The organism is Streptomyces sp. NPDC107546 (genome assembly GCF_055639175.1).
Window position 1 is genome coordinate 26999 of sequence record NZ_JBVKBA010000024.1, and the last position, 19778, is coordinate 46776.

Consider the following 19778-nt stretch of genomic DNA (forward strand, 5'->3'; position numbering starts at 1 on the left):
CGGGATGCGCGCGCACGACGGGGCGGCGCATGCTGACTGTGGTACGGACCCGACGGCCGGGGACGAGGGCAGAGCGATGCCAGGGAGCATCGACGACACGGGCAGCGCACTCGGGACGCCGACCACGGCGCTGACCTGCGCGGTGGTGGACGCGTTGCGGTCCGTGGGCGGTCTGGCGTGCGGCGTGTACCTGCGCTCCGGCACGCCGGGTGTGCTGCGCCTGGCCGTGCTCTCCGGGCTGCCCTCGAAACTCTTCCGACCGTGGTCGCGGCTGCACCAGGACCGGCCGTTCCCCGTCGCGGACGCCTACCGGCTGGGCGTGCCGGTGGCGCTCGCCGACGCCACGGAGACGATGCGGCGCTATCCGCAGCTGTCCGCGGGGCTGCCGTTCCGCTTCGGCTCGATGTACGTGCCCGTGCGGGCCGGTGCCACTACGTACGGCGTGCTGACGGTGCTGCGGCCCGTGGCGCCGTCCGCGACCGAGGCGCTGCCCGACCGGGGCCGGCTGACGGCCATAGCGGACCGGCTGGGTCGCGCCCTGGCCGCCCTGGAGGGGAGCGGACATCCGGTGGTGTGGGACGGGCCGTCGCTGTGTGTACGCCCCCCTGTGACCGGCCGGCCACAGGGCCGCATCGGGCACTTCGTATGGGACCCGGCCGACGGTACGGTCACCACGGACGACACCTTCCGGGGGCTGGCCGCGGGCTCCGCGGACGACGTCGTCCGCTCGCCGGAGGCGCTCGCCCGAGCCGTCTCCCCCGACGACGCGCACCTGGTGCTGTCCGCGCTGCGCGAGACGGCGGCCGGCGGCTCGCCGGTGCGGCCGTTGCGGGTGCGGGCGCAGGACGGCGGAGAGCGGCTGCTGGAGTTCTGGACGGAGGGGCCGGGGCACGGGAAGCACCGGGTGGGCGGTCTCGTCATCGACCCGGGACCCGGCCCGGCGGCGGAGGGCGCCACGGACCTGCTCCCGGAGGGGGTGTTCGCGTTCGATCGGCTGGGCCTGATCACCTACATCAACCCGCGGGCCGCCGGTCTGCTGGGGCGGCCGGCGGCGGAACTGGTCGGCCGGCCGCTGCTGGAGGCCGTTCCGTGGCTGGACAGGCCCGCCTACGAGGACCATCTGCGGGCGGCGCTGCTGTCGTCGGAACCGGTGCACTTCCAGGTCGAGCGCCCCTCGACCGGGCCGCACGGAGAGCGGGACGGCGACTGGCTCACGCTGTCCGTCTATCCCGGCCCCGACGTGGTGACCTGCCGGGTGGTGCCGCTCGGGCACACGGCGGAGGCGGCCTCGGTGGAGGAGACGGCGACGACGACCGCCGCGGGGACGCTCGGCGCGCAGGGCGCTCTGGCCCCGGTGTACCGCCCCATCGTGCTCGCGATCGCGCTGTCCGAGGCGCTGACCGCCCGTCAGGTGTCCGAGGTGGTGATGCGGGAGCTGCTGCCCGCGTTCGGGGGGCGCCATCTCGCGATCTACCTGCTGCACGAGCGGCGTCTGTATCTGGCCTGGGAGACCGGCTTCCCGCCGAGGTTCCTCGACCAGTTCGAGGGAGTCGGGCTCGATGCCAGGCTGCCGGGCGTGGAGACGCTCACCACCGGCCGCCCCCTGTTCTTCGAGTCCATGCAGCAGCTCGAGGCGACCTATCCGGGCATTCCGCTGGACGCCCAGGTGGGCTCGCGGGCCTACCTGCCACTGATCGCCTCCGGCCGGCCGGTCGGCTCGTGCATCCTCGGTTTCGAGCGGCCGCGGACCTTCAGCTCCGAGGAGCGCACGGTGCTGACCGCGCTCGCCGGGCTGATCGCGCAGGCCCTGGAGCGGGCCCGCCGCTACGACTCCGAGGCGGCCCTGGCCCGCGGTCTGCAGGAGGCCCTGCTGCCGCAACGGCTGTCCACCCACCCCCAGGTGGAGACCGCGGGCCGCTATCTGCCGGGCACGCAGGGCATGGACGTGGGCGGCGACTGGTACGACGTGGTGGAGGCCGGGGACGGTCTCGCCCTGGTCATCGGCGATGTGCAGGGGCACGGCGTGCAGGCGGCGGCCACCATGGGTCAACTGCGCAGCGCGGTACGGGCGTTCGCGCTGGGCGACCATTCTCCGGACCAGGTGATGAGCTGGACGAACCGGTTGCTCATCGGCCTCGATCCGGGGCAGTTCGCGAGTTGCTGCTACATCCGTCTCGACCCGGTCACGGGGGCGGCGCGGGCCGCGCGGGCCGGACATCCGCAGCCGCTGCTGGGCCATCCGGACGGGCGTACGGACGTGCTGGACCTGCCCGGTGGGGTGGTGCTCGGGGTGGACCCGCAGGCCCGGTATCCGGTGACGTGGCTGCGGCTGGAACCGGGTGCCGTGCTGGCGCTGTACACGGACGGGCTGGTCGAGCGGCCCGGGGCGGACATCGACGAGGGGGTCGGTGAACTGCGTGCGGCGCTGTCGCAGGAGTGGGAGGCGTCCCGTCGGTGGGCGGGGCTCACCCTGGCGGAGCTCGCGGACCGGCTCACGGACCGGGCGCGACGCACGGCGGACCGGCCGGATGACATCGCGCTGCTGCTGGCGGCGCGGCGGGGTGAGGGTGCGTCGTAGCCCCGGCGCGCGGGTGGTGGGGGCTCATCCCCGTCCAAGATCCGGGCCGCCTGTTGACTCCGGTGCCGTGCTGGTGCGGTGATGCTCCTTGGTACGTCGGCCGACCGTGAGGCGAGGACAGTTCATCGATGGCTCTGCAGATCAGCGCGACCAATCCGGAGCATCCCGCGCTCCTGCTCGAACTGCCCTGGCAGGTGCCCCTGGAGGAGTGGCCGGAGCATTACCTGGTGCCGCTGCCCCGCGGTATCTCCCGGCACGTGGTGCGCTACGCGCGCGCCGGTACGGAGGTGGTGGCCGTCAAGGAGCTCGCCCAGCGGCCCGCGGTGCGCGAGTTCGAGCTGCTGCGGGACCTCGACCGACTCGGTATCCCGGCGGTGGACCCGCTCGCCGTGGTCACCGGCCGTACCGGCAAGGACGGCGAGCCCCTGGAGCCGGTGCTGATCACCCGGCATCTGCGCGGCTCCATGCCGTACCGCTCGATGTTCGAGACGACCATGCGGCCCGCGACCATGCACCGGCTGATGGACGCCCTGGCCGTGCTGCTGGTCCGTCTGCATCTGGCGGGGTTCGCGTGGGGGGACTGCTCGCTGTCCAACACCCTGTTCCGGCGCGACGCGGGCGCCTACGCCGCGTACCTGGTGGACGCGGAGACCGGCGAGCTGCACCCCCGGCTGAGCCCGGGGCAGCGGGAGTACGACCTCGATCTGGCACGCGTCAACATCAGCGGCGAGCTGCTCGATCTGGAGGCTTCGGGGGCACTGCACCCGTCGGTCGATCCGGTCGCGTTCGGCACGGAGATCTGCGAGCGGTACTCGGGTCTGTGGGACGAGCTGACCCGCACCTCCGTCTACCCGGCGGGCAAACACCACTACATCGACCGCCGTGTCCGCCGCCTGAACGACCTCGGGTTCGACGTGGCGGAGATGCAGATCTCGCACTCCTCCAACGGTGACACCGTGACCTTCGTGCCGAAGGTCGTCGACGCCGGGCACCACCAGCGGCAGCTGCTCCGGCTGACCGGCCTCGACGCCGAGGAGAACCAGGCGCGGCGGTTGCTGAACGACCTGGAGAGCTGGATGGCCACCCAGGACGACTACGCTCCCGGCGACCCCCTCACCGCCCGGCCCGAGGTGCTCGCCCACCGGTGGGTGCGGGACGTGTTCCGGCCCACCGTGCGCGCGGTACCGCCGGAGCTGCGGGGGGCGATGGATCCGGCGGAGCTGTACCACGAGCTGCTGGAACACCGGTGGTATCTGTCGGAGCGGGCCCAGCACGACATCGGTCTGGACACCGCCGTGAAGGACTACGTGGACAACATCCTGCCCAGGGTCCGCGAGACGCTGGCCGATCCGCAGGAGGAAGACGGTCCCGTTCGCCCCTCCTGAGCGACCCGCCGACCGGCGTTGCGATGATGATCGGGAAGGCCCGGCCGGGGTCGTCGCCGGCCGGACGTCGACAGGCAGGAGAACCACACATGACCGCCACCCGTGGAACGTCCGTGGACATCCCCACCGAGGACGGCACGGCGGACGCGTACCTCGCCCACCCGGACGATCACAGCCCCCACCCCGCGGTCCTGCTCTACATGGACGCCTTCGGACTGCGCCCGTCCCTGAAGAGGATGGCCGACCGCCTCGCCGGGCACGGCTACACGGTCCTGGTCCCCAACGTCTTCTACCGCCACGGCCGGTCGCCCGTGATCGAGCTGCCGGACTTCATCGACCCGTCGGCGCGCCCGGAGATCTTCCAGCAGGTCATGCCGATGATGCGGGTGCTGACGCCCGAGCGTGTGGAGCGGGATGCCGACGCCTATCTGCGTCGGCTGGCCGACTGCCCGCAGGCCGCCGACGGCCCGGTCGGTGTCACCGGCTACTGCATGGGCGCCCGCCTGGCCCTGCGTACCGCCGGCACGCATCCGGACCGGGTCGCCGCCGTGGCCGGCTTCCACGGCGGGCAGCTGGCGACCGACAAGCCGGACAGCCCCCATCTGGTGGCCGACCGCATCACCGCGGAGGCGTACTTCGGACACGCCGACCAGGACCACTCCCTGCCGCCCGAGCAGATCGAGCGGCTGGAGAAGGCGCTCACCGACGCGGGTGTGCGTCACCGCTGCGAGGTCTACCCGGGCGCCCCGCACGGCTACACCCAGGAGGACACGTCCAGCTACCACGCCGAGGCGGCGGAACGGCACTGGCGGGAGCTGCTGGCCCTCTTCGACCGCGCCCTGTGAGTCGGAGCCCGGGTCAGGCGGGCGGTACGACCGCCACCGGGCAGGGCGCGTGGTGCAGCAGCGCGTGCGCCACCGATCCGATGCCGGGCCCCACGGCCCGGGTGGCACGGCGTCCGGCGACCACGAGCTGGGCGTCGCCGGCCGCGGAGAGCAGCACCTGGGCGGCACTGCCCATCTCCACGTGCTCGGTCACCGGCACATCGGGATGACGGTCCCGCCAGGGGCGCAGCGCCTCGTCGAGCGCCTTCCTCTCGAACTGTGCCAGCCCACCGGCCTCGTCGAGCAGCTTGAGCGAGCCGGGGCTGTAGGCGAACACGGGCGGCAGGCTCCAGGCCCGTACGACGCGGACGGCCGCGCCCCGGGCGGCGGCCGTCTCGAACGCGAAGGCGAGCGCAGGCGCGCTGTCGTCCGGCCCTCCGTGCTGTCCCACGACGATGTCGTGGCCCGCCGCCTCGGTGGCGGGCCGGTCGTCCGCGCGGACCAGCACCACGGGCCGGGTGGACTCGGCGATCACCTGCTGGCCGACGGAGCCGATCAGGAACCCGACGACCGCGCCGTGCCCGCGGGAGCCCAGCACCAGCAGTTCGGCCGTGGCCGCCTCGGCGACCAGCGACTCGACGGGCGCTCCCTGGAGCGCCTCGGCGGTCACGGTCAGCGCCGGGTGCCGTTCGGTGAGCGTGCCCCGGGCCGCGTCCACGACCTGGCGGGCCCACCGGGCCTGGGCGTCCTCGTCGGCCGCCAGGGCGACGTCCAGGGCCTGCCACTGCCAGGCGTGCACGATCCTCAACGGCAGGCCCCGGCGCACGGCTTCCCGGCCCGCCCAGGCCGCCGCGGCGGCACTCTCCGGCGATCCGTCCACTCCCACGGTGATCGGGCGGGTCATGCTGCTGCCTTCCTGTCGCTGCTCCGTGAAGGTGATCATGCCACCGGTCAGGTGCGCACCGGGTTCAGGAGCGAAACCGGACGATCGAACATACGATGGCCGAGACGTGGATGAGCTCGGGGCGGGAGACCTTATGGCACAGGCTGCGGGGGCAGCTGCACGGACCGTCATCCTGACCGTGGACGACGACCCCGGAGTGTCGCGTGCCGTGGCGCGCGACCTGCGCCGCCGCTACGGCGAGTCGTACCGCATCGTGCGCGCCGAGTCCGGTGAGAGCGGGCTCGAGGCGCTGCGGGAGCTGAAGCTGCGCGGCGACCTGGTGGCGGTGATCCTGGCCGACTACCGGATGCCGCAGATGAACGGCATCGAGTTCCTGGAACAGGCCCTGGACGTCTACCCGGGCGCGCGGCGGGTGCTCCTGACGGCGTACGCGGACACCAACGCGGCCATCGACGCGATCAACGTGATCGACCTCGACCACTATCTCCTCAAGCCGTGGGACCCGCCCGAGGAGAAGCTCTACCCGGTCCTGGACGATCTGCTGGAGGCGTGGCGGACCTCCGACTACCGGCCCGTTCCCACCACCAAGGTGGTCGGCCACCGCTGGTCGGCGCGCTCGTCGGACGTACGGGAGTTCCTGGCCCGCAACCAGGTGCCCTACCGCTGGTACTCGGTCGAGACCCCGGAGGGGCAGCGACTGCTGGCGGCGGCCGGGCAGGACGGGGGGCGACTGCCGCTCGTCGTCACCCCGGACGGCACGCCGCTGGTCGAGCCGGAGGACGCGGAACTGGCCGCGCACGTGGGCCTGGCGACGACGCCGACCTCGGAGTTCTACGACCTGGTCGTGATCGGCGGCGGGCCCGCCGGGCTCGGGGCGGCGGTGTACGGGGCGTCGGAGGGGCTGCGGACGCTGCTCGTGGAGCGGTCCGCGACCGGCGGCCAGGCCGGGCAGAGTTCCCGGATCGAGAACTACCTCGGCTTCCCCGACGGTGTGTCGGGCGCGCAGCTGACGGACCGGGCGCGTCGGCAGGCGAAGAAGTTCGGCGCGGAGATCCTCACCGCGCGGGAGGTGTCCGCTCTCGAGGTCAACGGTGCCGCGCGGATCGTTCGGTTCTCGGACGGGACCGCGATCGGCGCGCACAGCGTGATCCTGGCGACCGGCGTGTCGTACCGGCAGCTCCAGGCGCCGGGGCTCGTCGAGCTGACCGGGTGCGGGGTGTTCTACGGTTCGGCGCTGACGGAGGCGCCGGCCTGTTCCGGGTACGACGTGTACATCGTGGGTGGCGCCAACTCGGCGGGCCAGGCGGCGATGTACCTGTCCCGGGGCTGCAAGTCGGTCAACCTCCTGGTACGCGGCGAGTCGCTGTCGGCGTCGATGTCGCACTACCTGATCCAGCAGATCAACGACGCTCCGAACATTCACGTCCGCACCCGCACCGTGGTGGACGCGGCGCACGGCTCGGACCATCTGGAGAAGCTGACGCTGCGGGACGTGGCGACCGGGCAGACCGAACTCGTCGACGCCCAGTGGCTGTTCGTGTTCATCGGAGCGGCGCCGTTGACCGACTGGCTGGAGGGGACGGTGCTGCGGGACGAGCGGGGATTCATCCCGACCGGCCCCGACATGACGAGCGACGGGCAGCCGCCGAAGGGCTGGGAGCTGGACCGGCCCCCGTACCACCTGGAGACCAACGTCCCGGGTGTGTTCGTGGCGGGCGACGCGCGCGCCGAGTCCGCCAAGCGGGTGGCCTCCGCGGTGGGCGAGGGAGCCATGGCCGTGATGCTCGTCCACCGGTATCTGGAGCAGTCATGAACTCGACGCGCGGGGAGTGGTGATGGGCGGCCGGCCGATGGCGTGCGACCGGGCGGAGCTGAAGACGCTCTTCCTGTTCGAGAAGCTGGACGACGAGCAGCTGGCGCGGCTGTGCCGGGAAGGGCGGGTGGAGGAGTTCGACCCCGGCCCGGTCTACACCGAGGGCGAGCCCGCCACCTGCTTCTTCGTCCTCCTCAAAGGGACGGTCGTGCTGTCGCGGCGGGTCGGCGCCGACGACGTGGAGGTCAACCGGACTTCGCAGCGCGGTGTGTACGCGGGTGCCTTCCAGGCGTATCTGGGCGACCGGGCCGCGGCGTCGTACGGCGGCTCGATGCGGGTCACCGAACCCTCGCGGTTCTTCATCCTGCCCGCGGAGACGTTCGCCTCGATCATGCGGGACTGGTTCCCGATGGCGGTACACCTGCTGGAGGGGTTGTTCTTCGGCTCCAAGAACACCCAGCAGGTCATCAACCAGCGGGAGCGGCTGCTGGCACTCGGATCGCTGTCCGCCGGACTCACCCATGAGCTGAACAACCCGGCCGCGGCGGCCGTGCGCGCCACCTCGGCGCTGCGCGAGCGGGTCGCCGGGATGCGGCACAAGCTGGGCGTGATCGCCGCCGGACGCTACGAGCCGGACGCCCTGCTGACACTGGTCGAGATCCAGGAGCGGACCGCCGAACAGGTCGCCAAGGCCGCGCCGGTCAGCCCGCTGGAGGCGTCCGACCGCGAGGACGCGATCACCGACTGGCTCGACGACCACGGTATCGACGGCGGCTGGCAGCTCGCGCCGACGTTCGTGCAGGCCGGGCTCGACACGGACTGGCTGGACCAGGTCGCGGCGGCCGTCGACGAGCGGACGCTGGAGGGTGCGGTCCGCTGGCTCAACTACACGGTCGAGACCGAACTGCTGATGAACGAGATCGAGGACTCCACGACCCGGGTCTCCACGCTCGTCAACGCGGCTCGGCAGTACTCGCAGCTCGACCGGGCGCCGTACCGAACGGCCGATGTGCACGAACTCCTCGACAGCACCCTGATGATGCTGTCCGGGAAGATCGGCAAGCGGATCACCCTCGTCAAGGACTACGACCGGTCCCTGCCGAACATCCCCGCCTATCCGGGCGAGTTGAACCAGGTGTGGACCAACCTCATCGACAACGCGGTGTCGGCCATGAACGACGCGGGCGGGGAGGGCACGTTGACCGTTCGGACGGCCCTCGACCACGACCGGTTGCTCGTGGAGTTCCGCGACACGGGTCCGGGTGTGCCGGAGGAGATCCGCGACCGTATCTTCGACCCGTTCTTCACCACGAAGCCGGTGGGCCAGGGAACCGGGCTCGGCCTGGACATCTCCTGGCGCATCGTGGTCAACAAGCACCACGGCAGTCTGAGCGTGCGGTCCGAGCCGGGCGACACGCGCTTCCAGGTACGGCTGCCGCTCACTGCCGTGGATTCCGAGACAGCACCGGAGGCGTCGTCATGAGCGCAGTGCAGGGGATCGACCCGAACGTCCCGCCGAGCGGCACCGGGTGCGTGGAGTGCGACGCGGCGGGCGGATGGTGGTTCCATCTGCGACGGTGCGCGCAGTGCGGGCACATCGGGTGTTGCGACGACTCGCCCTCGAAGCACGCGACCGCGCACTTCCACGCCACCGGGCATCCCGTGATCCGCAGTTTCGAGCCGGGCGAGGACTGGTTCTGGAACTACGAGACCTCCGAGCTGTACGAGGCCGGGCCCGAGTTGGCCCCTCCGGCCTGTCACCCCGAGGACCAGCCCGCGCCCGGGCCACGGGGGCGGGTCCCGGCCAACTGGATGGAGACGCTCGGCTAGCCGGGCCGTCCCGCTCGGGGCGCCCGGTGCCGGTTCAGTGGCCCCGCGTGCAGCGGTGTGGTGTGCCAGTGGGCCGTGAACGTGCCCGTGCCGGGCGTGCCCGTGATCGTCAGGCGGTGCGGCGTCTCCAGGAACAGGACGTCGGCGCTCAGGGTGTCCGGGGTCGTCCAGCCGCCGCTCGTCGCCGTGGGAAGCGGGTCCTCCCCGACCGCCCAGGCGGAGCCCGGAAGACGGAGCACGAGACGGTCCTCGCCCTCGACCAGGGTCATCCTCCAGGTGCCGTCCTCGTGGGTGACCTCGACCGCCGTCAACGTCGGCTGTTCCGAGCAGTGGCCGCCCTGTGGTGTGAGGTGGACACCCGACCGGAGTCCGGGTTCGGCGTCCGCCGCGACCGGGGGCAGCGCGAGGCGTTCGAGGCGGTGCTGGAGTGCCTTGTCCTCGTCGTCGCGGCCGATCAGCGGGGCCGGCCCGAGCGCGGGCAGCAGGTGGCGCCACATCGCGTCCAGCAGCTGCTGCATCTGCTCGGTCGCCGCGGTCGTCGCGACCACCGCGTCGTGCTCGGGCAGGACGACGCAGAACTGGCCGTACGCCCCGTCGCCCCGGTACCCGTGCCGTGACCCCCAGAACTGGTAGCCGTATCCCTGCTGCCAGTCCGGCACGGGGCCCCCGGCCATGAAGCCGTCGGTGGCGATGTGCGGGTGTGTCGCCTGCGCCACCCAGGACGACGGCAGCACGCGCCTGCCCTCCCAGACGCCGTCCTGAAGGTAGAGCTGGCCGAGGCGGGCGACCGCGTCCGTGGCGGCGTGCAGCCCGGTGAATCCGAGGTCGCGGCCTCGAGGATGCTGAACCCAGGCGGCCTCCCCGATGCCGAGCGGGTCGAAGAGCCTCGGGCGCAGGTACTGGGTCAGTGGCTGTCCGCACTGCCGCTGCACGATCGCGGCGAGCGTGTACGTCGCGGGCTGGTTGTAGGCGAAGACCGTGCCGGGGTCCCGGTCCGGCGGGATCAACAGGAAGCCGCGCACGGGCTCCGCACGGTCGTGTGCCAACGCCTCGGTCCAGGTCTCGGCGAGGTGTCCGCTCGCCATGGACGCGACGTGCCGGACCAGCATGGCGCGGCTGCGCGGGTCGGTGATGTCCGCCTCGAACTCGGGGAAGTACGAGATCACCGGCGCATCGAGGTCGAGAAGGCCCTCGGCGACGGCCAGCCCGGCGGCGGTCGAGGTGAAGCTCTTGCTGAGCGAGTACAGCAGGTGGGGGCGGTCGGCGGTGTACGGCGCCCACCAGCCGGAGGCCACCAGACGGCCGTGGCGCAGGATCATCAGGCTGTGCGGTTCGATGTCCGGCGCCGTCTCCACCGCGTCGAGGAACGCCTGGATGCCACGGGCGTCGACCCCTTGCTCCGCGGGTGTGCTGACGGGCAACGGGCGGGCACTCATCGGGCGGCCTCCTGTACGGTCTCGGCGGTGATCGGACAACTGCCGGTCTGGACCGCTGACCGCGCTTCCCGACCGGACGGCTGATCGCTGTATCCGCCATCCTTCCGTGTCCGCCCGGCGGGTGTCCACGGTGCCGTCGCACGGCCCTCATGGCCAGTTTTCGTCCCGTCCAACCGGGAACCCGGGCTTTATGGTGCGAATCGGATACACGATGATGACCGAACAGGCGGGCCCGCGCGAGCTCGTCGACCATGTGGTGCGGGCCGAGGAGGCCGGGTTCGACTTCTCCGTGACCTCCGACCACTACTTCCCCTGGCTGCGGGAGCAGGGGCACGCCCCTTACGCGTGGAGCGTGCTGGGCGCCGCCGCCCAGGCCACCTCACGCATTCCGCTGATGACGTATGTGACCTGTCCGACCGTCCGCTACCACCCGGCGGTGGTGGCCCAGAAGGCGGCGACGATGCAGCTGCTGTCCCAGGGCCGCTTCCGGCTGGGACTCGGCGCCGGCGAGAACCTCAACGAGCACGTGGTGGGCCGGGGTTGGCCCTCGGTCGAGGTGCGGCACGAGATGCTGGAAGAGGCGGTCGGCATCATCCGCGACCTGTTCGGCGGAGGCCATGTCAGCCGGCGGGGCAAGCACTTCAGCGTGGACTCTGCGCGGCTGTGGGACCTGCCGGACGAGCCGCCGCAGATCGGCGTCGCCGTCTCCGGCGAGCGGTCCTGCGCGCTCGCGGGCCGGCTCGCCGACCTGGTCATCGCCACGGAGCCGAAGCAGGAGCTGCTGACCGCGTTCGACCGGCACGGCGGCGAGGGCAAGCCGCGGGTCGGGCAGTTGCCGGTCTGCTACGACCGGGACCGGGACGCGGCGATCCAGCGGGCGCACGAACAGTTCCGCTGGTTCGGGTGCGGCTGGAAGGTCAACTCCGAGCTGCCGCATCCGGATTCCTTCGCGTCGGCCACCCAGTTCGTCACGCCCGACGACGTGGCCGCCTCCATTCCGTGCGGCGACGACCCGGCGGACTTCGTGGAGGCCGTACGGCCCTATGCCGAGGCCGGGTTCACGGAGATCGCGCTGGTGCAGATCGGTGGCGAGTCACAGCCCGAGTACATCGAGTGGTCGAGCAAGGAGCTTCTGCCGGCCCTGCGGGAAGCCCTGGGCTGAGGCCGCGACAACGGGGTGGGCAGGCGTAACCGCGCCTGCCCTGTGAGGGGTTGACGGTACGCCGCCATAATGACGGCATGATCGACTCCTCCCCCACCCCCGTTCCCCCGCCCGAGCCGCGCGTTCCCGTCGTCATCGTCGGCGCCGGTCCGGCCGGGCTGACGCTCGCCAACGTCCTGCGGGACGCCTCCGTCGACTGTGTCGTCCTGGAGGCGGAGAGCAGGGAGTTCATCGAACAGCGGCCGCGGGCGGGGTTCCTCGAGGAGTGGGCCGTGCGGGCCCTCGAGCGGCACGGACTGGCCGGGCGGCTGCTGGAGACGGCGCAGACGCACAGCGAGTGCGAGTTCCGGGTCCACGGGGAGCGGCTCCGGTTCCCGTACACGGAGATCTCCGGCCACCACCACTTCGTCTACCCGCAGCCACTGCTCGTCACCGACCTCGTACGCGCGTACGCGGACGTCAAAAGGGGCGACATACGGTTCGGTGTGCGGGACGTGGAGGTGCACGGCATCGACACCGACGAGCCGTCCGTGTCGTACACGGATCCGGACTCCGGTGAGCACCGGCGCATCGCATGTGAGGTGATCGCCGGCTGCGACGGCGCCCGTGGTGTGACCCGGGCCGCTCTGTCGTCGGAGCGCGCGCACCTCGCGCGGCTCGACCACGGGGTCGGCTGGCTGGCGCTGCTCGCCGAGGCGCCGCCGTCGTCGGACTGCGTGGTCTTCGGGGTCCATCCGCGCGGCTTCGCCGCCCACATGGCGCGCAGCCCGCAGGTCACCCGCTACTACCTCGAGGTGCCGCCCGGTGACGACCCGGAGAACTGGCCGCACGACCGTGTCTGGTCCGAGCTGCGCGAACGGCTGTCCGTCGCCGGGGCGCCGCCACTGACCGAAGGGCGGCTGATCGAGAAGCGCGTCCTGGACATGCACAACTATGTGGTCCAGCCGATGGCGTACGGGCGGCTGTTCCTCGCGGGCGACGCGGCGCACCTGGTCGCTCCGATCGCCGCGAAGGGCATGAACCTCGCCCTGCACGACGCGCTGCTGCTCGCGGACGCGCTCATCGCCTGCCACCGCACGGGCGACACCGACGGCCTGCGCGGCTACTCGGCGGCCTGCCTGCGGCGTGTGTGGCAGTACCAGGAGTTCTCGGAGTGGTTCGCGGAGCTGCTGCACGGGCCGTCGTCGGGTGATCCGTTCCGCGCGGGCAACGCCACCGCCCGGCTGCGACGGCTGTTCCACTCCCCTGCGGCGGCGGCCGCGTTCGCCGAGTCCTACACCGGTGCGACCACAGAGGTAACCGACGGTAAACTACCGACGAGTAGCCAAAGCGGCACGTTTTCGCACGTGTGAGCGGTGCGCGGCGGGTCGGAGAAATCCGGCTCGTAGAAAATCGCCTTTCTTTGAACACCCACCGTCACGTCCACCGTACATCCGGGAAAGGGAGAGTCCGGTGCGCTGCGAGGGATGACGATGGACCACGGGCAGGTCTCCACAGGGGAGTTGGTCGCCGGACGGTACAGGACGCTCGAAGTCGTCCACCGGGAGCAGGGGCGCACCGTCTGGCTCGGCGAGGACGCGGACTTCGCACGACCGGTCACCCTCACCGAGTCACGGCTGGCACCACTGCGGCCCGAGGTCAGCTCGCGCCGCACGATCGCCCGGATCCTGCGCGAGTCGGAGGCCATGGAGTTGCTGTGCCCCGGCCGGATCGCCACCGTCCTCGACGTGGTCGACGACAACGGTGTCCTGTGGACCGTGACGGATCGGATCGACGGCACGCCCCTCGGGGAGATCCTCGATCGCGGGCCCCTGAACCACGTGCGTGCCGCCCGCATCGGCCTCGGGATCCTCGACGTCCTGGAGGCCGCCCACCGGCGGGGCGTGACCCACGGGGACCTGAGCCCCGGGCAGGTGTTCGTGCAGGAGGGGGGCCAGATCGTGGTGACCGGGTTCGGACTGATCGGAACGTCCGTCACCCAGCGGGTCACCGCGCCGTCGTACGCCTCCCCCGAACAGGCCCGCGGCTCGAGCGCCGGGCCGGCGGCGGACCAGTGGGCGCTCGGAGCGCTGCTGTACGCGATGGTGGAGGGCCGTCCGCCGTTCCGGGACCGGGGCCCGGCCGAGGCGACACTGCGCGCCGTGGACCGGCTGCCGCTGCGCCCCCCGCTGAGCGCCGGGCCGCTGGCCCCGGCCATCACGGGGCTGCTGCGCCGCGACGCCCTGGAGCGGGTCCCGGAGTCCGCGGTGCGTGCCTCCCTGGTGCGCATCGTGAGCGACGACCTCGACGAGCCCACACAGGAGACGCTGATGCCGCGCCTGAGGGGAGCGTGGCTGGTCGCCCACCGGGCGGGGCGGGCCTGGGGCGGACCGGCCGTGCGCCGGTCGGTGCTCGTGGGGGCGGGGCTCGTACTCGTGGCCTCCTCGGTCGCGGTCCTCGTCGCGACGCTCGGCTCGGAGGGACGCGGCGCGTCGGCGACAGGGACGGAGCCGTCGCGCTCCGTCGCACCCTCGCGGCCGGCCGCGCCGTCCGGGCACGACACCGACGGCACGACTCTCCCTCCCACGACGAGTGCGGCACCGGCACCGTCCGCACCCCCGTCGTCACCCGCCACCAGCAACCCCGCAACGACCTTCCGCCGCTACGACGCGCCGGAGGGCTTCTCCATCGACCTGCCCCAGGGATGGAAGCCCATTGACACCCTCAAGGCCGCCGAGGGCACCTACCGGGTGACGTTCGGCGCGAGCGGGGACCCTCGCACGCTGGCGGTCACCTACAGCGTGCGGCTCGGTACCGATCCGGTCGCCGTGTGGCGGAAGCTGGAGCCGTCCCTGAGGAGCACGTACGCCGAGTACACACGGGTGGGCGACATCCGCGCCGTGACCTACCAGGGCCACCAAGGCGCCGACATGGTGTGGCTGTCCACGGTGAACGGGGTCCGGATGCGCACCTTCGGGCGGGGCTTCCTCCTCGGCGACGGCCGCGGCTGCTCCCTGCGCTGGACGACCCCGGCGGCGGACGCGCAGAGCACCGCCGACGAGCAGGCACTGAACGTGTTCCTGAGAACGTTCCGGCCGCCGGCGGAGTGAGTGGACAGGCCTTGGTGAACCCCTCGATGCGGCAGATGCGGGACACGGTCACGGACCGCGCCCCGCATCTGCCGCCGGGGTCGCGCGGGGGCACGGGGCGGCGCGGCTGATCCGTACGGACCCGCTCCGCCGCGTCGGCTCCAGGGCTACCAGCGGCTTTCCGAAGGCCGCCGGTCGGGCGCACGCCGGGCCAGCCAGTGGGCGATCGACTCCGCTATCGGCTGGCCGGTTTCCAGTTCGATGAAGCCGAACTGGCCGCCCTGGTTGCACTCCAGGAACCACCACACGCCCTCCCCGTCCTCGGCGAAGTCGAAGGCGGCGTACGCGAGGCCGGCCAGCGCCAGGTACTGATGGACCGACTTCACGATGCGGTCGGGCACCGCGGTCGGCTCCCAGGAGTAGTCGGTGTCGCCGTACCGGCCGTCCACCTGCCCGGGCGCCGCTCTCTTGCGGGCGCCGAACAGCCGTGCGCCGACGCAGGTCAGCCGGATGTCGGCGCGCTTGGGGATGTAGCGTTGCAGCAGGGCCGGTCCTGCCGCGACCGCGGAGAAGTCGGCGTCCGGGCCGATCAACGTCGTCGGCAGGGCCAGTTCCGGGTCGTCCGGCGGCGGCCCCGACGCCGACTTCACCACCACGTCCCGGTACTCCTCGACGAACTGCTGGGCCACACGCGGCGCCGTGGTGACGACGGTCGGTGGCACGGCGAAGCCGCTGAGGTGGGCGATCCGCAGCTGCCACGGCTTGTAGCGGGCCTGCTCCGCGTTGCGGGGATGGTTCATCCACCGTGTGGACGCCGAGTAGAGCATGCCGTACAGGGCCTGGCGGGTCTCCGCGGTCAGCCAGGTCGAGGGCTCCGCGGCGTGGGCGGCCGGTTCGCCGGGCCGGCGTACCCACACCGAGCGCAGGCCCCGGATGCTCAGGACGTGCCCGCCCACCGAGAGGTGGCCGTCGAAGTCGCCGTGGGCGTAGTCGGCCGACAGCACCGCCCTGCCTGGGAGGTCGGCGGGGTCCAGGCGCATCACGGGCACCGCCCGCTCGTGCAGCTCGGCCACCACCATGTCGGCCGTCACGTCCTGCTCCGACGTGAGGATGAGAACCGTCATCCGGTCCGTGCCGTCAGTCGTCGAAGTGCGTCTGGGAACCCGCCGTCGACGTCGTCGTGCCGGCCGCCAGCAGCAGGGCACGGTTACTGACGGCGGGGCGACCGTCCGGGAGCACGTTCAACTGCCGCGAGGCGTCGAAGCGGTACGGCGTCACCGAGGCCTGAGCCCCCCTGGGCACGGCATAGTTGAGGGTGAACGGTCGCACGTGAAACCTCCACGGTCTTGGGTTGCCACTTCCCAAATCTTTACGTCTTTCCCCCGTAAGGAATTCATCACTTTCCGACACATGAGGGTGAAGGTCGTCACATACCCGAGACGCAACCCCGTGACGTCAAGGGGCGTCCCGGCACGCCGGATGCGCGCTGTCAGTGCCCTCGGCAACAATGCGGGGTAAAGATCATCTCGCCTTCCGCGCGGGAGGATCATCGCACCGCCCCGGAAAGGCTGACCGACCATGACGCGCCCTCGGCTCAGTTCCCGTGCTGCCGAAGTGCTGCGCCTGATCATGGACCAGCGCCTGGCGGTCTTCCTGACGGTGCATGGGAACGGGCGCCGCCGGTACGGCTATTGGCAGACCGACGGCCGTCCCGTGGCCCTGCCGACCGAGGAGTGCGACGCGTTGTGCGCGGCGGGGCGGATCGTGCTCGGCGCGCCGGTCGTCGACCGGTCGAAGACCGTCTACCGGGTCCGGGCCGCCGCGCGCGGCACATCCCGCGCGACCCGTTCCGCCCTGACGGCGTGAGGGCATGAGGGCATCCAGGACATGAGGGCGGAACAGGCCGACGCGGCGGGCGGCTACCAGCGGTCCTCGACCTGCTCCTTGATCCGCCGGTCGTACAGGTCCCGGATCGCGTCGAGCGTCTCGCGCGGCAGCGGGGGCAGCTTGGCGACCGCCGAGTTGGCGCGGGCCTGGTCTGCGGAGCGGGCGCCGGGGATGACCGTGGTAACGCCGGGCTGCTGGAGGATCCAGGCGAGCGCAAGCTGGGCCGGCGTGCAGCCCTCCGGCGCGAGCGCGGCGAACTCGGCCGCCGCCTCCACACCGGTGGCGAAGTCGACACCGGAGAAGGTCTCGCCCTGGTCGAAGGCCTCACCGTGCCGGTTGAAGGAGCGGTGGTCGTTCGCGGCGAAGACGGTGTCCTTGGTGTACTTGCCGGACAGCAGGCCGGAGGCGAGGGGCACCCGGGCGATGATGCCCACGCCGGCCTCCCGCGCGGCCGGGAGGACCTCACGCAGCGGCTTCATGCGGAACGGGTTGAGGATGATCTGCACGCTCGCCACGTTCGGGCGGGCGATCGCGGTCAGAGCCTCCTCGCACGTCTCGACGCTCACTCCGTAGGCGGCGACACGGCCTTCCTCGACCAGGGTGTCCAGGGCGTCGTACACCTCGTCGGAGGAGTAGACCGGCGTCGGCGGACAGTGCAGCTGCACCAGGTCGATGCGATCGACGCCGAGGTTGCGGCGGGAGCGGTCGTTCCAGACCCGGAAGTTGTCGAGGACGTAGTTCTCCGGGATCTGGTCGACGCGGCGGCCCATCTTGGTCGCCACCAGCACGTGCATGTCCGGCCTGCCGTGCAGGAAGGAGGCGATGGCCTGTTCGCTGCGCCCGTCGCCGTAGACATCGGCGGTGTCGAAGAAGGTCACCCCGGACTCGGCCGCCGCCTCCAGCACCTCGTGGGCGTCCTTGTCGTCGACGTCGCCCCAGTCGGCGCCCAGCTGCCAGGTGCCGAGGCCGATCACCGATGCGTGCTGCCCGGACCTGCGGAATTCTCGCTCTTCCATGCGGTCAGTGTGTCATCCGCACCCGGCCGCAGCCGGAACGCCCCTCCCAGACCGGATACATCCTCTTCACTCATACGGGTGAATTGATGTGACGGGAGAGAGACACGTGTCAACTGGCGCCTACTGTCGGCGACATGACCGAACCACCAGCCGGTCCCCCTCCTGCCATAGGCGGGGTGGAATCCTCCTGGACGCGCCGGGGTTTCCTGCTCACCGCCGCTTCGCTGGCCACCGCCACCGCGTCCCTGACGCAAGGCACCGCCGCCGCGGACGAGCTGCCCGGGTTCCCGCCGGACGTCGGCCTGTACCGCACGGCGTACCGCAACTGGGTCGGGGAGATCACCGCCGACGGACTGTGGGCCTGTGCGCCGACCGACGCGCAAGAGGTCGTGGACGTGGTCAACTGGGCCCGACGGCAGGGCTGGACGGTCCGCGCCCGCGGCTGCTCCCACGGCTGGTCGCCCCTGACGATCCCCGACGGCACGGGGGCCGGGTCGCCCGTACTGCTCGTGGACACCGCCACCCATCTCACGGGGCTGTCGCTGGAGTCCACCGATCCGGCCGCCGTCCGGGCCGGCACCGGCGTCACTCTCGAGGCCCTGCTCGGCTTCCTGGAGGACCACGGCCTGGGGCTGACCGCGGCACCGGCGCCCGGCGACCTGACCCTCGGCGGTGCCCTGGCCATCGACGCCCACGGCACCGCGGTCCCGGCCCACGGCGAGAGCCGGCTGCCCGGGCACACCTTCGGTTCGCTGAGCAATCTCGTGCTGTCTCTGACCGCGGTGGTGTGGGACCAGGACAGTGACGCCTACGTCCTGCGGACGTACCGGCGCGACGAGGCCGAAGGCGCCGCGTTGCTCACCCATCTCGGCCGCGCCCTGGTCACCGAGGTGGTGCTGCGCGTGGGCGTCAACACCAACCTCCGCTGCGTCAGCCGCACCGACGTCCCGGCCGCCGAGCTCTTCGCGGCGCCCGGCAGCGACGGCCGGACGTTCGCGCGGTTCCTGGACGAGACGGGCCGGGCGGAGGCGATCTGGTTCGCCTTCACGGAGTTCCCCTGGCTGAAGGTGTGGAGCGTCGCCCCGCGGCGCCCGCTCACCTCGCGGCCGGTGACGTCGCCGTACAACTATCCGTTCTCCGACCACGTGCCCACGCTCGTGGCGGACCTCGCGGGACGGATGGTGTCCGACGCCGCCTGGTACTTCGCGCCGGAGCTGGGCAACGCGCAGCTGGACGCCGCCGTGCTCGGCCTGACCGCCACGCTCTCCGCGGACCTGTGGGGGCCGTCCAAGAACACGCTGCTGTACATCAGACCCACGACGCTGCGGGTCACCGCGAACGGCTACGCGGTCCTCACCTCACGCGACGGGGTGCAGCGCGTCGTCCACGAGTTCACCTCCTTCTACCGGGAACGGCTCACCGCGTACGCCGCACGCGGGCGCTTCCCGGTCAACGGCCAGGTCGAGATCCGCGTGACGGGCCTCGACGATCCCGCCGACGTCGGGCTCACCGGCGCCCGAGCCCCGTCGCTGTCGGCGTTGCGACCGCGCGTCGATCACCCGGAGTGGGACACCGCGGTCTGGCTCGACGTGCTCACCCTGCCGGGCACGCCCTACGCCGAGGAGTTCTGCCGGGAGTTGGAGCGGTTCCTGCTCGACACCTACGACGGTGGGGTGGGCCTCGTGCGCGTGGAGTGGTCCAAGGGGTGGGCGTACACGGACCAGGCGGCGTGGTCGGACCCGGACGTGCTGCACAACGCCGTGCCCGGCTCGTTCGGCGACGGGCCGTCCTGGCCCCAGACGTCGGCGGTGCTCTCCCGGCTCGACCCGCACCGCGTGTTCGGCAACGCCTTTCTGGACCGGCTGTTCGCGTAGG

General features: G+C 71.9%; 16 protein-coding genes. 11 read left to right on the top strand and 5 right to left on the bottom strand.

What is annotated here, in order from left to right:
* Nucleotides 1–76: 76 nt before the first annotated feature.
* The 3 genes from ACZ7L1_RS28685 to ACZ7L1_RS28695 all read left to right on the top strand — a co-directional run bounded on the left by ACZ7L1_RS28685 (nucleotide 77) and on the right by ACZ7L1_RS28695 (nucleotide 4808).
* Entirely contained in the window at nucleotides 77–2578 is a 2502-nt protein-coding gene (locus ACZ7L1_RS28685; RefSeq protein WP_471440996.1) for a SpoIIE family protein phosphatase, read from the top strand.
* Between the two features lie 128 nt (nucleotides 2579–2706).
* A complete protein-coding gene (locus ACZ7L1_RS28690; RefSeq protein ID WP_471440998.1) occupies nucleotides 2707–3963 on the top strand; it encodes a DUF4032 domain-containing protein in 1257 nt (418 codons plus the stop codon).
* Nucleotides 3964–4052: 89 nt separating this feature from the next.
* On the top strand, nucleotides 4053–4808 hold the full coding sequence (locus ACZ7L1_RS28695) for a dienelactone hydrolase family protein (RefSeq protein ID WP_471441000.1): 756 nt from the start codon (nucleotides 4053–4055) through the stop codon (nucleotides 4806–4808).
* A 13-nt stretch (nucleotides 4809–4821) separates the two neighbouring features.
* Here ACZ7L1_RS28695 and ACZ7L1_RS28700 read toward each other — a convergent pair whose 3' ends face one another.
* Nucleotides 4822–5691, bottom strand: a complete 870-nt coding sequence (locus ACZ7L1_RS28700; protein ID WP_471441002.1) for a universal stress protein — start codon at nucleotides 5689–5691, stop codon at nucleotides 4822–4824.
* Nucleotides 5692–5824: 133 nt separating this feature from the next.
* Here ACZ7L1_RS28700 and ACZ7L1_RS28705 point away from each other — a divergent pair, with 133 nt between their 5' ends.
* Genes ACZ7L1_RS28705 through ACZ7L1_RS28715 form a run of 3 tightly spaced genes read left to right on the top strand, consistent with a single transcriptional unit; the run spans nucleotide 5825 to nucleotide 9334 of the window.
* Entirely contained in the window at nucleotides 5825–7504 is a 1680-nt protein-coding gene (locus ACZ7L1_RS28705) for an NAD(P)/FAD-dependent oxidoreductase (protein WP_471441004.1), read from the top strand.
* A 22-nt stretch (nucleotides 7505–7526) separates the two neighbouring features.
* Nucleotides 7527–8987, top strand: a complete 1461-nt coding sequence (locus tag ACZ7L1_RS28710) for an ATP-binding protein (RefSeq protein ID WP_471441006.1) — start codon at nucleotides 7527–7529, stop codon at nucleotides 8985–8987.
* On the top strand, nucleotides 8984–9334 hold the full coding sequence (locus tag ACZ7L1_RS28715; protein WP_471441008.1) for a UBP-type zinc finger domain-containing protein: 351 nt from the start codon (nucleotides 8984–8986) through the stop codon (nucleotides 9332–9334). The genes ACZ7L1_RS28710 and ACZ7L1_RS28715 overlap by 4 nt, the downstream gene beginning before the upstream one ends.
* Here ACZ7L1_RS28715 and ACZ7L1_RS28720 read toward each other — a convergent pair.
* Nucleotides 9331–10770 carry a serine hydrolase domain-containing protein gene (locus tag ACZ7L1_RS28720; RefSeq protein WP_471441010.1) on the bottom strand — a complete coding sequence of 480 codons (1440 nt, stop codon included), beginning with the start codon at nucleotides 10768–10770 and terminating at the stop codon, nucleotides 9331–9333. The genes ACZ7L1_RS28715 and ACZ7L1_RS28720 overlap by 4 nt on opposite strands.
* Before the next feature lie 190 nt (nucleotides 10771–10960).
* On the opposite strand from ACZ7L1_RS28720, the gene ACZ7L1_RS28725 reads away from it, so the two are divergent.
* The 3 genes from ACZ7L1_RS28725 to ACZ7L1_RS28735 all read left to right on the top strand — a co-directional run bounded on the left by ACZ7L1_RS28725 (nucleotide 10961) and on the right by ACZ7L1_RS28735 (nucleotide 15021).
* Nucleotides 10961–11932: an LLM class F420-dependent oxidoreductase gene (locus ACZ7L1_RS28725; RefSeq protein WP_471441012.1), complete on the top strand. Its 972-nt coding sequence runs from the start codon at nucleotides 10961–10963 to the stop codon at nucleotides 11930–11932.
* 77 nt (nucleotides 11933–12009) lie between these two features.
* Nucleotides 12010–13284 (top strand): 4-hydroxybenzoate 3-monooxygenase, encoded by a 1275-nt coding sequence (locus ACZ7L1_RS28730; protein WP_471441014.1) that lies wholly within the window; start codon nucleotides 12010–12012, stop codon nucleotides 13282–13284.
* 114 nt (nucleotides 13285–13398) lie between these two features.
* Nucleotides 13399–15021: a serine/threonine protein kinase gene (locus ACZ7L1_RS28735; RefSeq protein WP_471441016.1), complete on the top strand. Its 1623-nt coding sequence runs from the start codon at nucleotides 13399–13401 to the stop codon at nucleotides 15019–15021.
* Between the two features lie 146 nt (nucleotides 15022–15167).
* Here the strand turns inward: ACZ7L1_RS28735 and tgmB are convergent, their stop codons facing one another.
* Nucleotides 15168–16124, bottom strand: coding sequence for an ATP-grasp ribosomal peptide maturase (tgmB, locus tag ACZ7L1_RS28740; protein WP_471441018.1), 957 nt, complete (start codon nucleotides 16122–16124; stop codon nucleotides 15168–15170).
* A gap of 13 nt (nucleotides 16125–16137) precedes the next feature.
* A complete protein-coding gene (gene tgmA / locus ACZ7L1_RS28745) occupies nucleotides 16138–16329 on the bottom strand; it encodes a putative ATP-grasp-modified RiPP (RefSeq protein WP_471441020.1) in 192 nt (63 codons plus the stop codon).
* A 249-nt stretch (nucleotides 16330–16578) separates the two neighbouring features.
* Here tgmA and ACZ7L1_RS28750 point away from each other — a divergent pair, with 249 nt between their 5' ends.
* Nucleotides 16579–16866: a hypothetical protein gene (locus tag ACZ7L1_RS28750; RefSeq protein WP_471441022.1), complete on the top strand. Its 288-nt coding sequence runs from the start codon at nucleotides 16579–16581 to the stop codon at nucleotides 16864–16866.
* A gap of 53 nt (nucleotides 16867–16919) precedes the next feature.
* On the opposite strand, the gene ACZ7L1_RS28755 is transcribed toward ACZ7L1_RS28750, so the two are convergent.
* Nucleotides 16920–17903 carry an aldo/keto reductase gene (locus tag ACZ7L1_RS28755; RefSeq protein ID WP_471441024.1) on the bottom strand — a complete coding sequence of 328 codons (984 nt, stop codon included), beginning with the start codon at nucleotides 17901–17903 and terminating at the stop codon, nucleotides 16920–16922.
* A 134-nt stretch (nucleotides 17904–18037) separates the two neighbouring features.
* On the opposite strand from ACZ7L1_RS28755, the gene ACZ7L1_RS28760 reads away from it, so the two are divergent.
* A complete protein-coding gene (locus ACZ7L1_RS28760; RefSeq protein WP_471441026.1) occupies nucleotides 18038–19777 on the top strand; it encodes a cholesterol oxidase substrate-binding domain-containing protein in 1740 nt (579 codons plus the stop codon).
* Nucleotide 19778: the final 1 nt, after the last annotated feature.

Bases quoted from the DNA above. Each gene is read 5' to 3' on its own strand.
- ACZ7L1_RS28710 (WP_471441006.1), top strand. From the start codon at position 7,527: ATGGGCGGCCGGCCGATGGCGTGCGACCGGGCGGAGCTGAAGACGCTC.
- ACZ7L1_RS28705 (WP_471441004.1), top strand. From the start codon at position 5,825: ATGGCACAGGCTGCGGGGGCAGCTGCACGGACCGTCATCCTGACCGTG.
- ACZ7L1_RS28735 (WP_471441016.1), top strand. From the start codon at position 13,399: ATGACGATGGACCACGGGCAGGTCTCCACAGGGGAGTTGGTCGCCGGA.
- ACZ7L1_RS28690 (WP_471440998.1), top strand. From the start codon at position 2,707: ATGGCTCTGCAGATCAGCGCGACCAATCCGGAGCATCCCGCGCTCCTG.
- ACZ7L1_RS28720 (WP_471441010.1), bottom strand. From the start codon at position 10,770: ATGAGTGCCCGCCCGTTGCCCGTCAGCACACCCGCGGAGCAAGGGGTC.
- ACZ7L1_RS28730 (WP_471441014.1), top strand. From the start codon at position 12,010: ATGATCGACTCCTCCCCCACCCCCGTTCCCCCGCCCGAGCCGCGCGTT.
- ACZ7L1_RS28700 (WP_471441002.1), bottom strand. From the start codon at position 5,691: ATGACCCGCCCGATCACCGTGGGAGTGGACGGATCGCCGGAGAGTGCC.
- ACZ7L1_RS28750 (WP_471441022.1), top strand. From the start codon at position 16,579: ATGACGCGCCCTCGGCTCAGTTCCCGTGCTGCCGAAGTGCTGCGCCTG.
- ACZ7L1_RS28725 (WP_471441012.1), top strand. From the start codon at position 10,961: ATGGTGCGAATCGGATACACGATGATGACCGAACAGGCGGGCCCGCGC.
- ACZ7L1_RS28755 (WP_471441024.1), bottom strand. From the start codon at position 17,903: ATGGAAGAGCGAGAATTCCGCAGGTCCGGGCAGCACGCATCGGTGATC.
- ACZ7L1_RS28760 (WP_471441026.1), top strand. From the start codon at position 18,038: ATGACCGAACCACCAGCCGGTCCCCCTCCTGCCATAGGCGGGGTGGAA.
- ACZ7L1_RS28715 (WP_471441008.1), top strand. From the start codon at position 8,984: ATGAGCGCAGTGCAGGGGATCGACCCGAACGTCCCGCCGAGCGGCACC.
- tgmB (WP_471441018.1), bottom strand. From the start codon at position 16,124: ATGACGGTTCTCATCCTCACGTCGGAGCAGGACGTGACGGCCGACATG.
- ACZ7L1_RS28695 (WP_471441000.1), top strand. From the start codon at position 4,053: ATGACCGCCACCCGTGGAACGTCCGTGGACATCCCCACCGAGGACGGC.
- ACZ7L1_RS28685 (WP_471440996.1), top strand. From the start codon at position 77: ATGCCAGGGAGCATCGACGACACGGGCAGCGCACTCGGGACGCCGACC.